The organism is Rhizobium grahamii, from assembly GCF_009498215.1.
In the GTDB taxonomy this organism is placed as follows: Bacteria; Pseudomonadota; Alphaproteobacteria; order Rhizobiales; family Rhizobiaceae; genus Rhizobium; species Rhizobium grahamii_A.
Window position 1 is genome coordinate 1,343,944 of sequence record NZ_CP043498.1, and the last position, 13,042, is coordinate 1,356,985.

14 protein-coding genes are annotated in these 13,042 nt (G+C 59.6%); 3 read left to right on the forward strand and 11 right to left on the reverse strand.

Annotation, left to right across the window (positions count from 1 at the left end):
- The first annotated feature begins 107 nt into the window (after positions 1-107).
- A complete protein-coding gene (locus FZ934_RS06705; protein ID WP_153270430.1) occupies positions 108-530 on the forward strand; it encodes a DUF4864 domain-containing protein in 423 nt (140 codons plus the stop codon).
- A 308-nt stretch (positions 531-838) separates the two neighbouring features.
- Here FZ934_RS06705 and tgt read toward each other — a convergent pair whose 3' ends face one another.
- The 5 genes from tgt to coaD all read right to left on the reverse strand — a co-directional run bounded on the left by tgt (position 839) and on the right by coaD (position 4,755).
- Positions 839-1,969, reverse strand: coding sequence for a tRNA guanosine(34) transglycosylase Tgt (tgt, locus tag FZ934_RS06710; protein WP_153270431.1), 1,131 nt, complete (start codon positions 1,967-1,969; stop codon positions 839-841).
- Positions 1,970-3,055 carry a tRNA preQ1(34) S-adenosylmethionine ribosyltransferase-isomerase QueA gene (gene queA, locus FZ934_RS06715; protein WP_153270432.1) on the reverse strand — a complete coding sequence of 362 codons (1,086 nt, stop codon included), beginning with the start codon at positions 3,053-3,055 and terminating at the stop codon, positions 1,970-1,972. It abuts the gene before it with no gap.
- Positions 3,056-3,126: 71 nt separating this feature from the next.
- Complete coding sequence (locus FZ934_RS06720) at positions 3,127-3,636, reverse strand: peptidylprolyl isomerase (protein WP_153270433.1); 510 nt, start codon at positions 3,634-3,636, stop codon at positions 3,127-3,129.
- A gap of 26 nt (positions 3,637-3,662) precedes the next feature.
- Entirely contained in the window at positions 3,663-4,232 is a 570-nt protein-coding gene (locus FZ934_RS06725; RefSeq protein ID WP_153270434.1) for a peptidylprolyl isomerase, read from the reverse strand.
- 28 nt (positions 4,233-4,260) lie between these two features.
- Complete coding sequence (gene coaD / locus FZ934_RS06730; protein WP_153270435.1) at positions 4,261-4,755, reverse strand: pantetheine-phosphate adenylyltransferase; 495 nt, start codon at positions 4,753-4,755, stop codon at positions 4,261-4,263.
- 177 nt (positions 4,756-4,932) lie between these two features.
- On the opposite strand from coaD, the gene FZ934_RS06735 reads away from it, so the two are divergent.
- Positions 4,933-5,154 carry a hypothetical protein gene (locus tag FZ934_RS06735; RefSeq protein WP_153270436.1) on the forward strand — a complete coding sequence of 74 codons (222 nt, stop codon included), beginning with the start codon at positions 4,933-4,935 and terminating at the stop codon, positions 5,152-5,154.
- 488 nt (positions 5,155-5,642) lie between these two features.
- Here the strand turns inward: FZ934_RS06735 and FZ934_RS06740 are convergent, their stop codons facing one another.
- The 4 genes from FZ934_RS06740 to FZ934_RS06755 are packed head-to-tail and all read right to left on the reverse strand — an operon-like array spanning position 5,643 to position 9,680.
- A complete protein-coding gene (locus tag FZ934_RS06740) occupies positions 5,643-6,257 on the reverse strand; it encodes an ABC-type transport auxiliary lipoprotein family protein (protein ID WP_153270437.1) in 615 nt (204 codons plus the stop codon).
- Between the two features lie 16 nt (positions 6,258-6,273).
- The gene (locus FZ934_RS06745; protein WP_153270438.1) at positions 6,274-7,644 is read right to left on the reverse strand and encodes an MCE family protein; all 1,371 of its coding nucleotides are present in this window, start codon (positions 7,642-7,644) and stop codon (positions 6,274-6,276) included.
- Positions 7,645-7,653: 9 nt separating this feature from the next.
- Positions 7,654-8,514, reverse strand: coding sequence for an ABC transporter ATP-binding protein (locus FZ934_RS06750; protein ID WP_153270439.1), 861 nt, complete (start codon positions 8,512-8,514; stop codon positions 7,654-7,656).
- The gene (locus FZ934_RS06755; RefSeq protein WP_194273765.1) at positions 8,511-9,680 is read right to left on the reverse strand and encodes an MlaE family lipid ABC transporter permease subunit; all 1,170 of its coding nucleotides are present in this window, start codon (positions 9,678-9,680) and stop codon (positions 8,511-8,513) included. Before FZ934_RS06755 ends, FZ934_RS06750 begins: the two co-directional genes overlap by 4 nt.
- Before the next feature lie 97 nt (positions 9,681-9,777).
- Here FZ934_RS06755 and dgcA point away from each other — a divergent pair, with 97 nt between their 5' ends.
- Complete coding sequence (gene dgcA / locus FZ934_RS06760) at positions 9,778-10,761, forward strand: N-acetyl-D-Glu racemase DgcA (RefSeq protein ID WP_153270441.1); 984 nt, start codon at positions 9,778-9,780, stop codon at positions 10,759-10,761.
- Here the strand turns inward: dgcA and FZ934_RS06765 are convergent.
- Positions 10,713-11,933 (reverse strand): MFS transporter, encoded by a 1,221-nt coding sequence (locus FZ934_RS06765; RefSeq protein ID WP_153270442.1) that lies wholly within the window; start codon positions 11,931-11,933, stop codon positions 10,713-10,715. The two genes, dgcA and FZ934_RS06765, sit on opposite strands and share 49 nt — an antisense overlap.
- Before the next feature lie 163 nt (positions 11,934-12,096).
- Positions 12,097-12,900, reverse strand: a complete 804-nt coding sequence (locus FZ934_RS06770) for a UDP-2,3-diacylglucosamine diphosphatase (RefSeq protein WP_056818155.1) — start codon at positions 12,898-12,900, stop codon at positions 12,097-12,099.
- Between the last annotated feature and the right edge of the window lie 142 nt (positions 12,901-13,042).

A 13,042-nucleotide genomic window follows, 5' to 3' on the forward strand; every position in this document is an offset into this window, starting at 1 on the left:
TGTCTGCTCGTCGCCTCCTGCCGCAACGGCCTCGCCCCAATTGATCCGCGCTCTTCCTTTGTGCGTAGACTGCCCTACAATTTTCTGGGATAGCCGGAGCCATCGCCATGCGCGCTTTCCTCGCAGTTTTCATTCTGTGTGCCGCGTCCTTTGTAATGACCGCTCGGGCAGAAGATCCGATCGATACGACGCGGATCATGATCGAGGCGCAGATCAAGGCGTTCCTGAACGACGATGTGGACACGGCCTATTCCTACGCCGCGCCAAGCATCAAGGCGATCTATCCCGACAAGAACCTGTTCTTCGCGATGGTCAAGAAAAGCTATCAACCGGTCTATCACCCCGGCAACTATGCCTTCGGGCGAAGTCGCTCGGTGGACAACGGCGCGATGATCTATCACGAGGTGCTGATCTCGGGCCGCGACGGCAAGGATTGGACCGCCATATACCAAGTCGCGCGCCAGCCGGATGGAAGCTACAAGATCAACGGTGTTCAGATCGTGCCGAATACCGAGAGCAAGGGCATTTAGGACCCCGCAGCCCAAAGCATATGGACAGCTCCAATCGGGAATCGGGAGGTCACGCGGCCTGGTTCCAAGGCATCCGGTTCAGCAGTTTCGCCATCCCAACCCGTCAACGGCGAAACCGACAGGATCGACCAGGAAATCGGCAATGGAACCGACTGCGTTGGCGCGGCAGGCATCGCCAAATGATGCGATGGCAGCCTCGTTGGACGTTGCGACGCCGCCTTCGTGAAGGTCACCTAGACAGTGAACGGGCTATCAGTCTGCGAACGACGAGGCGCTGCTCTTCAGCAGATCGGTGGACGTCGGTCTGCTCAGACCGGCTCCAGATCGCCCCTCGCCCATTCTTCCTTCGTTTCCGCCATAAAGTCGGCAAACCGACCTTCTGCGATCGCTTTGCGGATGCCCTGCATCAGCTCCTGATAGTAGGCGAGATTATGCCAGGAGAGCAGCATCCCGCCGAGCGCCTCGTTGGCGCGGACAAGGTGATGCAGGTAGGCGCGCGAGTAGTCGCGTGAGGCCGGGCAGTTCGACTGGTCGTCGAGCGGGCGCATATCCTCGGCGTGACGGGCGTTGCGGATGTTGACCTTGCCACGACGGGTGAAGGCAAGACCATGCCGGCCGGAGCGGGTCGGCATGACGCAGTCGAACATGTCGATACCGCGAGCAACCGACTTCAGGATATCGTCGGGCGTGCCGACGCCCATGAGGTAGCGCGGCTTTTCCGTCGGAAGCACCGGCAGCGTTTCCTCAAGCATCTTCAGCATGACGTCCTGCGGCTCGCCGACGGCGAGACCACCAACGGCATAGCCCTTGAGATCGAGATCCTTGAGCGCGGCAGCCGATCGGACGCGAAGGGCGGGCACGTCCCCACCCTGCACGATGCCGAACATTGCCTTCCCCGGCTGGTTGCCGAAAGCGACCTTGCATCGCTCGGCCCAGCGCAGTGACATTTCCATGGCACGCTCGATTTCACGCGGCTCGGCGGGCAGCGCCACGCATTCGTCGAGCTGCATCTGGATGTCGCTGTCGAGCAATCCCTGGATCTCGATGGAGCGTTCCGGCGACATGTGGTGCAGGCTGCCGTCGACATGCGATTTGAACGTCACGCCCTGCTCGTCGAGCTTGCGCAGACCGGAAAGCGACATGACCTGAAAGCCGCCGCTGTCGGTGAGGATAGGCCCGTCCCAGCGGATCAGCTTGTGAAGACCGCCGAGACGCGCCACGCGCTCGGCCGTCGGGCGCAGCATCAGATGGTAGGTATTGCCGAGAATGATGTCGGCGCCGGTGTCGCGAACCTGGTCGAGATACATTGCCTTGACGGTGCCGACAGTGCCGACAGGCATGAAAGCAGGCGTGCGGATCGTGCCGCGCGGCATCGAGACCTCGCCCAGACGAGCACCGGCATCGGTCTTCTTGAGGGTGAACTGAAAGTTCTCGGTCATTTAGTCTTTCCGGAAAAGAAGGCTGGAATCGCCATAGGAATAAAAGCGGTAGCCCGTCGAGATCGCATGGCTGTAGGCTGCGTGCATCGTCTCGAAGCCGGCAAACGCCGAAACGAGCATGAACAGTGTCGAACGAGGCAAATGGAAGTTCGTCATCAGCATGTCAACCGCCTTGAAGCGGTAGCCGGGCGTGATGAAGATGCCGGTGTCGCCGGCCCAGGCGCGGATCTCGCCATTTTCCCGGGCGGCACTTTCAATCAGCCGCAGTGATGTCGTGCCGACGCAGATGATCCGCCCGCCCCTCGCCTTGACGGCATTGAGGCTCGCAGCCGTCTCGGCGGTGACGTAGCCACTTTCGAAATGCATCTTGTGATCATCGGTATCGTCCACCTTCATGGGCAGGAAGGTGCCGGCACCGACATGCAATGTCACGAAATGCCGCTCGACACCTGCCTTGTCGATGGCGTCGAAAAGACCCGGCGTGAAGTGAAGCCCGGCCGTCGGGGCCGCAACGGCACCCTCCTCGCGGGCGTAAATCGTCTGGTAGTCGGCGCGGTCACGCTCATCCTCGGCGCGCTTGGCGGCGATATAGGGCGGCAGCGGAATGTGCCCGACAGAATGGATCGCCTCGTCGAGCATTGGCCCGGAAAGATCGAAGGCAAGCGTGACTTCACCGCCCTCGCCCTTCTCTTCGACTGTGCAATCGAGTTTGCCGAGAAGGCAGCTGCTGCCGTCGTGGCCGAACGAGATACGATCGCCGATCTTGATACGTTTTCCGGGCTTGGCGAAGGCTTTCCAGCGACTGGCGCCAATGCGCATGTGCAGCGTCGCCGAAACCTGCTGGCCGCCCGCGCCTTCTCTATGGCGAATGCCTTCGAGTTGGGCGGGAATGACCTTGGTATCATTGAAGACGAGTGCGTCCCCTGCCCTTAGAAAGCTGGGCAGATCGCTCACCCGATGATCCGACAGCTGTGCCTCCCCGGCTGCTGGATCGACGACGAGCAAACGCGCGCTGTCGCGCGGCTCGGCTGGCCGCAGGGCGATCCGTTCATCCGGCAGGTCGAAATCAAAGAGGTCTACGCGCATCACTTAAATCCAGGCAAAGCGAAACCCGCCCCACGCTTTCGCGCAAGGGCGGGTTTCAGCAGAAATCACAATCAGACGTCAGCGGCAACCCGCATCGAGACGATCGAGTCCGGATCGGTGACCGGCTCGCCCTTCTTGATCTTGTCGACGTTGTCCATGCCTTCGATGACCTGACCCCAGACGGAGTACTGCTTGTTGAGCCAGGGAGCATCCGTGAAGCAGATGAAGAACTGCGAGTTGGCCGAGTTCGGGTTCTGCGAGCGCGCCATCGAGCAGGTGCCTCTGATGTGGCTGATTGCCGAGAATTCAGCCTTCAGGTCAGGCTTCTCGGAGCCGCCCATGCCGGCGCGGCCTGGGTTGAAGCTCTCGCTGCCCTTCTTGCCGAACTTCACGTCACCGGTCTGCGCCATGAAGTCGTTGATGACGCGATGGAAGACAACGCCGTCATAGGCCTTCTCGCGAGCGAGTTCCTTGATGCGGGCGACGTGTTCCGGTGCCACTTCCGGCAGCAGCTGGATGACAACCTTGCCCTTGGTGGTTTCCAGGATGATGGTGTTTTCGGGATCCTTGATCTCGGCCATTCTTCTTCTCCTACTTGTCTTGAAACTTACTTCTTGCCAACGGTGACCTTGATCATCCGGTCGGGATTGCTGACTTCGCCGTTCTGGCCCTCGCCGCGCTTGATCTTGTCGACGTTCTCCATGCCGGAAACGACCTTGCCGACAACGGTGTACTGGCCATTGAGGAACGAGCCATCGGCGAACATGATGAAGAACTGCGAGTTCGCGGAGTTCGGGTCCTGCGAACGGGCCATGCCGACCGTGCCGCGAACGAAAGGCGTCTTCGAGAATTCTGCCGGCAGGTCGGGCAGCTCGGAGCCGCCGGTGCCGGCGAGGCTCGCATCAAAGCTCTTTTCCATGTTGCCGTACTTCACGTCGCCGGTCTGGGCCATGAAGCCTTCGATGACGCGATGGAAAGCAACGTTGTCGTACTCGCCCTTCTTGGCGAGCGCTTCGATCTGCGCAACATGCTTCGGCGCGACGTCGGGCATAAGCTGGATGACCACAGGGCCGTTCTTCAGCTGGATCGTCAGCGTGTCGCCGGACTGGGCGAACGCGTCGCCGGCGAACGAGGCAAGATAAAGCACGCCTGCAAATGCGAGATAGAAAAGTTTCATGTTGGCTCCGTTGCGGCGAAAATGTCGCCTAGGATTTGCGCTTGGATTGAAGGGCTTTCAAGACGGCAGCCGGCACAAAGGCACTGACATCGCCTCCCATGGCAGCGATTTGCCGGACCAATGTGGCGGTTATGGGCCGCGAGGCCGTTCCGGCCGGCAGAAAGACAGTCTGGATGTCAGGCGCCATCTGCCGGTTCATCCCGGCCATCTGCATTTCGTAATCGAGATCGGTGCCATCCCGGAGCCCGCGGATCAGCAGCGCCGCGCCGTGGGTGCGCGCCGCATCGACCACAAGATTGTCGAAGGAAACGACCGTGATATCGCCGGCCTTCTGAGGAAATGCTTCGGCGAGCGACGCACGAATGAGGCTTGCCTTCTCCTCGAAGGAAAAAAGCGGGGTCTTGCCTGGATGGATGCCTATCGCGACGATGACCTTGGACGCGACGTTGAGCGCCTGCACGAGCACGTCGAGATGTCCATTCGTGATCGGATCGAAGGATCCCGGATAGAAAGCAGTCGTCATGGGCCCGGCCATTTGTTTGCACGCCTTTTGTCATGGATAAAGGCTTCTCGCAAGTCATTTGCCCGCAACTGAACGATGTATGAACGCGGTGTTCAAGGCCGCTTCAGGCGGTGCGACGTACAAGGAGAGCGTCAACCAATCGATGCCGCCAGGCATCACCTCCCCGGTAATGTCACCATGCTGATCGTTCTCGTTATTGTCGCAGTCATTCTATCGCTGGTCGCGGAACTTGGCCTCAATTTCCTCAACGCACGGACCGATGCGAATTGGATGCGTTCGGATGTGAGTGAGCACCGCGCTATCGTCCGGGCGGTCGGCAAGGTGGCTTTTAAACCGATTAAGCTTTCTGAACGCCAGATGAACGAGCCATTCAATGTGGCTTCAGATCGCGCTTGGTAAACGACCCGTCAATGTCCGGCGGAACCATTTACAGCCGGACGCGTTCATTCAACCGAAGCGTAACGGATACGCGCACAAGGAAGATACTATGCTGAATAAAGTTACCATGATTAATGCAGTGTGGATGGTACTTATGACAGGCATGATTGCAGCAACCGTTACGCTCTACGACCAGAAAGTTGACGCGTCCAAGGTATATGGTCCCTATGCATCGGCACGCACTGCCGTCATGAGCCAGTACTGAGGGACCTGAACGCAAGATCCAGGAGGATTGCTTATGTTCATGATCTTGACTGTGCTTACCGCCCTTATCAGCATTATGTTCATCGTATCCGTGGGGTCCACAGTTTCCGCTCTTCGACGTGAGAGTGAGGACGTGAAACGGATCAATGGAAAGCACAGCCTCTTCTAGGCGGTCTTGCGAAGACGTTGAAATTTCAAAGCCGGATGATCATGTCATCCGGCTTTTTTCGCGTCGTTGGCGCCGATCAGATGGACTGCAAGGTCCAATCGACGATCTGGCTCGTCACCGTGGAGAATGCGCGGTCCAGTGCTTTCACGTAGCCTTCGTTCGAGCCACCGCCAGCCGGCACGGTCTGCTGAAAGACCTTTTGCGCCCGGACCGAGCCGTTGCGGTCGTTGAGAATCTTGGCCGAAATTTCCACAACGGCGTGGCTGCCATTGCCTGTGGTGATCTCGAAGGCGCGGATATCGGTCACGACCTGATAGTCGATCGCGAGCCCCTGCCCTGGAGTGCCGACGCCGCCGAGTTTGCCGGAATTTTCAAAAGCCTCGACAAGCTTTGCCTGCACCATCCGTGGAAGCTTGTCGCTCCACTGCGATTTCGCAAGATACTGGATCTCCGCTGACGAGACGCGCACCACGATCTGCTCGCTGTCGAGCGCTCGCAACGCGGTTGGTTGCTGTACGAGAATCTGCCGGTTCTTTGCAGCCGGACCATTGCCGCCAACCGGAGCGGAAAGATCGTAGGTGTCGTTCTTTGGTGTGGTGCCACAGCCGCCGAGTGCCACTGCCATCAAAGGTAAAGCGAAGGCGGTCCGGATAACCCAGGAACGACGCACCAACAAATCCGATACAGCCATCTGCCGTTTCCCCTAATTATCGCCGCGTCCGGCCGTCAAATTGCTTTACGGTATCGCCACCGAAAATCAGCCGCTGCGGATCGCGATCGAAGCTGGTTATCGTGTCGTTGAGGTTCTGCACCGTCGAACGCGTGTCGTTGATGAGCGCCTGGACATCACGCAGCCCGCCGCTCGAGAACTTCTGCAGGTTGTCCGCGATCGGGCCGATACGGGCATTCAGGTTGTCGGCAACCTTCTTGAAGGAGTCGAGCGTGTCCTTCGCCTGAGTGAACAGCGATTGGGTGCTATCGGATCCGAGCAGCGTATCGAGCTTCGCCAGGATGCCATCGACACGCGTCGAGGCAGCATTCAGCTTGCTCGATATCTGCGTCACGTTCTGGATGGTCTGGTCGATATCCTTCTGGTGAGCGGACACCGTATTTGCCACATCCTTGATGGATGCAACGGCTACGCGCGCGTCCTTCGTCGCCTGAGAAATATCGTCCACCGATCCCTTCACCTTGGCCGGATCGATCTGAGCGACAAGCGTATCGACGCGGTCGAGCGTCGCCTGCGCCTTCTTGCCGAGATCGTTGTAGGTCGAGGCGGTTTCCTGGAACTTCTGGATCGCGCCCTTGAGGTCACCGGAGGCGTCGGCGACGTTGTCGCTGACTTTCTCGGCATTGGCGAGGATGTGGTCGATCTTCTTGGCATCGACAGATTTGACCAGCGCTTCAACAGCCTCGAGCGTCGAGTCGACGCGGCCCGAGACCTTTCGTACCGTATCGGACAATTGGCCGACACTCTGCAGGAAGGAATCGATATTGCCGGAGTTCTTGGCCAGCGCGTCGGAGAAGGTCTCCGCGTTCTGCAGGGTCTTGGTGAGCGGGCCGCGCGCATCCTTCACGAAGCCCTGAATCTGCCCCACGGCATCATTGGCACGGTCCATGATCTTGTCGGCGGTCGCGAGAAGGTTGGTCACGCTCGATTGGTCCGCGACGATCACCGCCCGCTTGCCGGAGTTGATCGCCTCCTGAAGGATGTTCTTCTCGCCGACCTTGCCGCCCGACAGTTCGACATAGGCTGCACCTGTCAGCCCCTGGATCTCGAGGATTGCCTTGGTCGACGGATAGATCGGGGCGTCGACACGGACCTCGGTAAAGGCGAGCGAAAACTGCGGGTCGTCAGCATCGATCGACAGCGATTTCACCGATCCGACCTGGATGCCGTTGAAGCGGACCGGAGAGCCGACGCTGAGGCCGTTTGCCGATCCAGGAATGCGCACGATCAGCTCCGCCATCGGTCCGCCGCGCCCATATTCGGCCATCCAATAGACGAAGCCGAAGGCAGCCGCGATGACCAGCACCGTGAAAAAACCGACAATCGTATAATTCGCTTTTGTTTCCATCTTATCCGCTCACTTCCCGCGGCTATCTTGCGCCAACCTTTCGGCGGCGCCGGCGTGGGTGTCTTGCGGCACGATCGAACGCGCGCGCTTGCCTTTGAAATAAGCCTGAACCCACGGATCGTCGTAGGCCAGCATGTCGTCGATCGTCCCCTCCACCATGACTCGCTTCTTCCCGAGCACCGCGATGCGGTCGCATACGGAGAACAAGCTATCGAGGTCGTGTGTCACCATATACACGGTCAACCCCAGCGTATCCCGGAGCTTGGCGATCAGATCGTCGAACTCCGCCGCTCCGATCGGATCGAGCCCTGATGTCGGTTCGTCGAGAAATACGAGCTCCGGATCGAGCGCGAGTGCCCGCGCGAGCGCTGCTCGCTTGATCATGCCGCCCGAAAGCTCGGAAGGATATTTATCCGCCGCATCAGGCGCGAGGCCGACAAGGCGGATCTTCAAATGCGCCAGTTCGTCCATGAGCGACTGTGGCAGATCCAGATATTCCCGCATCGGGACCTGGATGTTTTCCTTCACGGTCAGCGACGAAAACAGCGCGCCCTGCTGAAAGAGGACGCCGAGGCGCATGTCCAAGGCATTGCGTTGCGGCTCATCCAGCTCATCGAAATCCTGCCCGAGGATCTTGATCTGCCCGGAACGGCGCGGAAGCAGCCGCAGAACGGTGCGCATGAGAACGGATTTGCCCGTGCCCGAAGCGCCGACGAAACCCAGGATCTCGCCCCGGTAGATATTCAGGTTCAGATTGTCGAGTACGACCTTGGAACCGAAACCGACGGTCACGTCGCGCGCCGAGAGCACGATATCGCGCCCCTTTTCGCCCTCGATCTCCGTCTGCTCTTCTTCCACTTGCACCCTCAGAAATTAATCGCCGCATAGAACATGGCAAAAAGCCCGTCCATCAGAATGACCACGAAGATCGCTTTGACGACCGCCGAAGTCACGTGCTGGCCGAGCGACTCAGCACTGCCACCTACTTTTAGGCCCTCTACCGCTGCAACGATACCGATAACGAGCGCCATGAACGGCGCTTTGATCATTCCCGACAGGACCGTCGACAGCGTGATCGCCTCGTGCAGGCGAGCGATAAAGTTGGCGAAGGTAATCCCGGAGTATCCCCAGGCCACCACGGCGGCGCCGGCCAGCGATGCGAAGTTGGCGATAACGGTCAACAGCGGCAACGCCACCGTCAGCGCGACGAGCCTCGGGAAGATCAGAACGCCGACCGGGTTCAGGCCCATGACCTTCAGGGCGTCGATTTCCTCGCGCATCTTCATGGAGCCGACTTCAGCCGTAATGGCGCTGCCGGAGCGACCTGCGATCATGATCGCCGTCAGAAGAACGCCGATTTCACGCAACTGCAGAATACCGACAAGGTCGACCACAAAGACTTCGGCGCCGAAATATCTGAGCTGGAACGCGCCCTGCTGCGCGATGATCGCGCCGATCAGGAACGACATCAGCAGAATGATCGGCACGGCGCGAACGCCCATGTGGTCGATCTGATTGACGATTGAGGCGGGTGACACACCGCTGCCGCGACCGAATTTCATCTGCGCGCCGCGGACCGCCGAACCGAGAATGTACATGGCGGCCGCGATGTTGTTCCAGAGATCGAACGCAATCTTGCCGATCGGCGCGAAGATACGTTCTGCGAAGGAGAGCTTCGGTGCAGGCTCGGCGTCGCTTTTTGAGGGCTCTTCCGAGAAGGAGGCGATCAGCTCGTCGATATGTGGGTTGCTGCCCTCGAACGTCAGCGTGCCGCCGGCACTTTCGACCTGTTTTTTCAGGCGACACAGCAGCCAGACGCCGGCCGTATCGATGTCGGAAATCTGCGACAGATCGAGTGTGACGCTACGGCTGTCCCGCGCCGTCAGCTTCTCGAAATCCTTCAGGACGAAATGGATGTTGGCGCTTCGCCAGTTACCCTCGAGATGGGCGTGTACATCCGACCCATTTGCTTGGTCGTCCACGTGCAGTGAGGCGGCGTTGCGGGGCTCGGACTTCAAAATGCTTGTATCTTTCAAGGCTTACGGCGACATTGCCGACTCGCGAACCATTGTTCGCCGCAGCGATCAATATACTCAAGCCCAACCAAATTTCTATGCGTGCAGGATTGCAAATATGCCACGGTCCCTCGAAATTGAAACCAGCTCCTTCCCCATCGCCGGCACCTTCACGATTTCGCGCGGCAGCAAAACGACCGCCGAGGTCGTTACCTGTGTCCTGAAGGACGGCGGCGTCACCGGATGGGGAGAGTGCGTTCCGTATCGTCGCTACGGCGAGACCATTGAAAGTGTCACGGCGCAGATCGAGGCCACGCGGCCTCTCCTTGAAGGCGGTCTCGAACTCGGCGATCTGGCGCAGGCAATGCCACCCGGCGCGGCCAGAAACGCAGTCGATTGCGCCTTATGGGACTTGGCGGCGAAAAGAAGCGGTAAATCGGTGGCTGCTAGCCTCGGTCTTCAGAACCCGCATCCGCTCACGACCGCCTTCACCATCTCGCTCGGCGAGCCAGAATTCATGGCAGATCAGGCGCGCAAGAATGCCGATCGCGCGCTCTTGAAGGTGAAGGTCGGTACCGCCGATGACGAGAGCCGGATTCTTGCGGTCCGAGGCGGCGCGCCCGAGAGCACGATCATTCTGGATGCAAACGAGGGGTGGACCGAAGAAAATCTTGCGCGGCACCTGCAGATTGCAGCCAAGGCGGGGGTCGCATTGGTCGAGCAACCTCTGCCAGCCGGCCGGGATGAAATTCTTGCCGAAATCGAACGTCCGATTCTCGTCTGTGCCGACGAAAGCGTGCATCATACGGGCGACCTCGCGAGCCTTCGCGATCGCTACGATGCAATCAACATCAAGCTCGACAAAACGGGCGGGCTGACGGAAGCCCTTGCCATGAAGCTGGAGGCCCAGAGGCTCGGCTTCAAGATCATGCTCGGCTGCATGGTCGGCACGTCGCTTGCCATGGCGCCGGCGGTCCTGCTTGCGCAGGATGCCGATTTCGTCGATCTCGATGGCCCGCTGTTACTGGCCCGGGATCGGCAGCCCGGCTTGCGCTACGCTGCCTCTCTCGTCTGGCCACCCGAAAGAGATCTCTGGGGCTGAAGGTAGTAGGCGACGATGATCAGGCCGAGGCCGGCCAGCGCCACGAACGCCATCACATAATAGCTTGCCAGCCCGAGTGCCGCGTAGATGTAACCCGCGGCGATCGTCATCAGCCCCATGCACATGCCGTTATAGAAGAAATAGGCGCCCTGCGCCGAAGACTCCTGCGTCTCCTGGACCGACGCGACGATGCGACGCTGTACGCCGGTGTGGACGAAGGCGTAGGTAAACGAGTGCAGGCACTGAAGCAGGAAGAAGCCTGCAAATCCCCAGTGCATCGGAAACAGAATCCACCGACAGACGCTCACGGCCGCGCCGAAGCGGATCAGTGTCCATGCATCGAACCGGCGGTTAAGGCGCCTGGAAAGAAAGAAGACCGTCACCTCCGCGGCGACGCCGGCGCTCCAGAGCAACGCGATCTGTGTTCCCGAAAAGCCGAGTTCGTGCCAGTAGAGCGTGGCGAAAGCCTGCAGCACGGCGTGGCTGGACTGCTGGATCGCAACGCCGATGAGCAAGGCCAGAAGATGAGGCTGCCTCAGGGAACTCCCGGTGGCCGCCGGAAGGTCGACCGGCGTGCCGCGCCGCCGCGTCGGTCCGATCCGCGGGCAATATAGGGCCATGACAATGGTCATGATGAAACCGAACGTCATGACAGGAAGGACCATTTCGCCGCCCCAGCGCCCGACCAGCTGCCCGCCGACCAGCGTGGAGACGATGAACGCGACCGATCCCCATACCCGCATCGAGCCGTAGTCCAGCCCCCAGCGGCGAACACCCGAAATCACGATCGATTCGACAACAGGCACGTAGAAGGAAAAGGTCGCCCCCTGGAGCGTATAGACGAGCAGAACCGGCCAGAAGGTTGTTGTCCAATAGAGCGCAATGGCCGTCAGCAACGACAGGCCGCCGGAAAACAGGAGAACGTCCGCCCTCTCCTTCATCCGGTCTGCGTACATGGCCACGACAGGCGCCACGAGAACGCGGACGACCATCGGAACCGCCAGTATCATCCCGATCTCGTGGTCGTTGAAATCATGAAGGGCAAGCCACACCGGGAAGAACGGCAAGGCCACACCGTTGACGAGGAGCGGCGCACAATAAGATAGGGCACTTAGCAATCGAAAGTGCGCAGGCGCGCCCTCGCCCGAGGAAGGATTTTGAGCGGGAATCATTGGTAGACCTGTAAGGAAACTGACCGTTGCCTAACACATCAACCTACGAGCGACTATGGCGAGAAATAGCCCGCCAAATCGTTTTCAAAAATAAATCTAATCTGTCGCGGTGATGCCACGCTCCGACGCCTTAAAGGCGTCGGTATCCCGTTGGTCAGAAACGTCAGGCAGCCTGTTGTGCCAGCTCGCCCTGCGGGTTGACCGGCAGCGCCAGCGGAAGGCTATCCGCGATCTGGCGCCACTCGATCAGTTCGAATGTTCCGTCCTGATGCTCGGCGATGGCAGTGCAGCTTTCCACCCAGTCACCGGTATTGATGTAGCGAATGCCGTCGATGTCTTCCATGACCGCGTGGTGGATGTGACCGCAGATCACACCATCAGCATTGTTCTTCCTGGCTTCGTCGGCGACCACTCTCTGGAACTCGCCGATGAAGTTGACGGCGTGCTTGACCTGAAGCTTTGCCCAGGCCGAGAACGACCAGTATGGCATGCCGAGGCGACGGCGAACGGCGGCGAGACCGATATTGATCATGATCGCCATGTCGTAGGCCCAGTCGCCGAGATAGGCGAGCAGACGCGCGTTGCGGACGACGACGTCGAATTCGTCACCGTGCAGAACGAGATATCTCTTGCCGTCGGCGGTGTCATGGATCATGCGTTCGGCAACTTCGATACCGCCGAAATGCATGCCGGGGAAATCACGGAGAAACTCGTCGTGATTGCCGGGGATATAGACGACACGCGTCCCCTTGCGTGCCTTCCGGAGCAGCTTCTGGACGACGTCGTTGCAGTCTTGCGGCCAATACCAGCTACGCTTCAACCGCCATCCGTCGACGATGTCGCCGACGAGGACGATCGTGTCGGCATCGTGATACTTCAGAAAGTCGAGAAGAAAGTCCGCCTTCGCGGCTTTCGAGCCGAGGTGCACGTCGGAAATAAAGAGCGTACGGAAGTGGCGGGTATCCATATTTTCCTTCACAGGCATTCCACCTGTGCCCCATGCTTCATCTGCCCCCTGAAAACCAGACTCGTGTTTCAGGAAGATGACATAGCGGCAGTCTTCCCACCGCTGCGAGCGTCAGCGTCCGCGCTACGCCTCACAATTGCGC

Excerpts from the sequence above, each read along its gene's own strand:
- FZ934_RS06705 (WP_153270430.1), top strand. The coding sequence starts at position 108 with ATGCGCGCTTTCCTCGCAGTTTTCATTCTGTGTGCCGCGTCCTTTGTA.
- tgt (WP_153270431.1), bottom strand. The coding sequence starts at position 1,969 with ATGACCGAGAACTTTCAGTTCACCCTCAAGAAGACCGATGCCGGTGCT.
- queA (WP_153270432.1), bottom strand. The coding sequence starts at position 3,055 with ATGCGCGTAGACCTCTTTGATTTCGACCTGCCGGATGAACGGATCGCC.
- FZ934_RS06720 (WP_153270433.1), bottom strand. The coding sequence starts at position 3,636 with ATGGCCGAGATCAAGGATCCCGAAAACACCATCATCCTGGAAACCACC.
- FZ934_RS06725 (WP_153270434.1), bottom strand. The coding sequence starts at position 4,232 with ATGAAACTTTTCTATCTCGCATTTGCAGGCGTGCTTTATCTTGCCTCG.
- coaD (WP_153270435.1), bottom strand. The coding sequence starts at position 4,755 with ATGACGACTGCTTTCTATCCGGGATCCTTCGATCCGATCACGAATGGA.
- FZ934_RS06735 (WP_153270436.1), top strand. The coding sequence starts at position 4,933 with ATGCTGATCGTTCTCGTTATTGTCGCAGTCATTCTATCGCTGGTCGCG.
- FZ934_RS06740 (WP_153270437.1), bottom strand. The coding sequence starts at position 6,257 with ATGGCTGTATCGGATTTGTTGGTGCGTCGTTCCTGGGTTATCCGGACC.
- FZ934_RS06745 (WP_153270438.1), bottom strand. The coding sequence starts at position 7,644 with ATGGAAACAAAAGCGAATTATACGATTGTCGGTTTTTTCACGGTGCTG.
- dgcA (WP_153270441.1), top strand. The coding sequence starts at position 9,778 with ATGCCACGGTCCCTCGAAATTGAAACCAGCTCCTTCCCCATCGCCGGC.
- FZ934_RS06765 (WP_153270442.1), bottom strand. The coding sequence starts at position 11,933 with ATGATTCCCGCTCAAAATCCTTCCTCGGGCGAGGGCGCGCCTGCGCAC.
- FZ934_RS06770 (WP_056818155.1), bottom strand. The coding sequence starts at position 12,900 with ATGGATACCCGCCACTTCCGTACGCTCTTTATTTCCGACGTGCACCTC.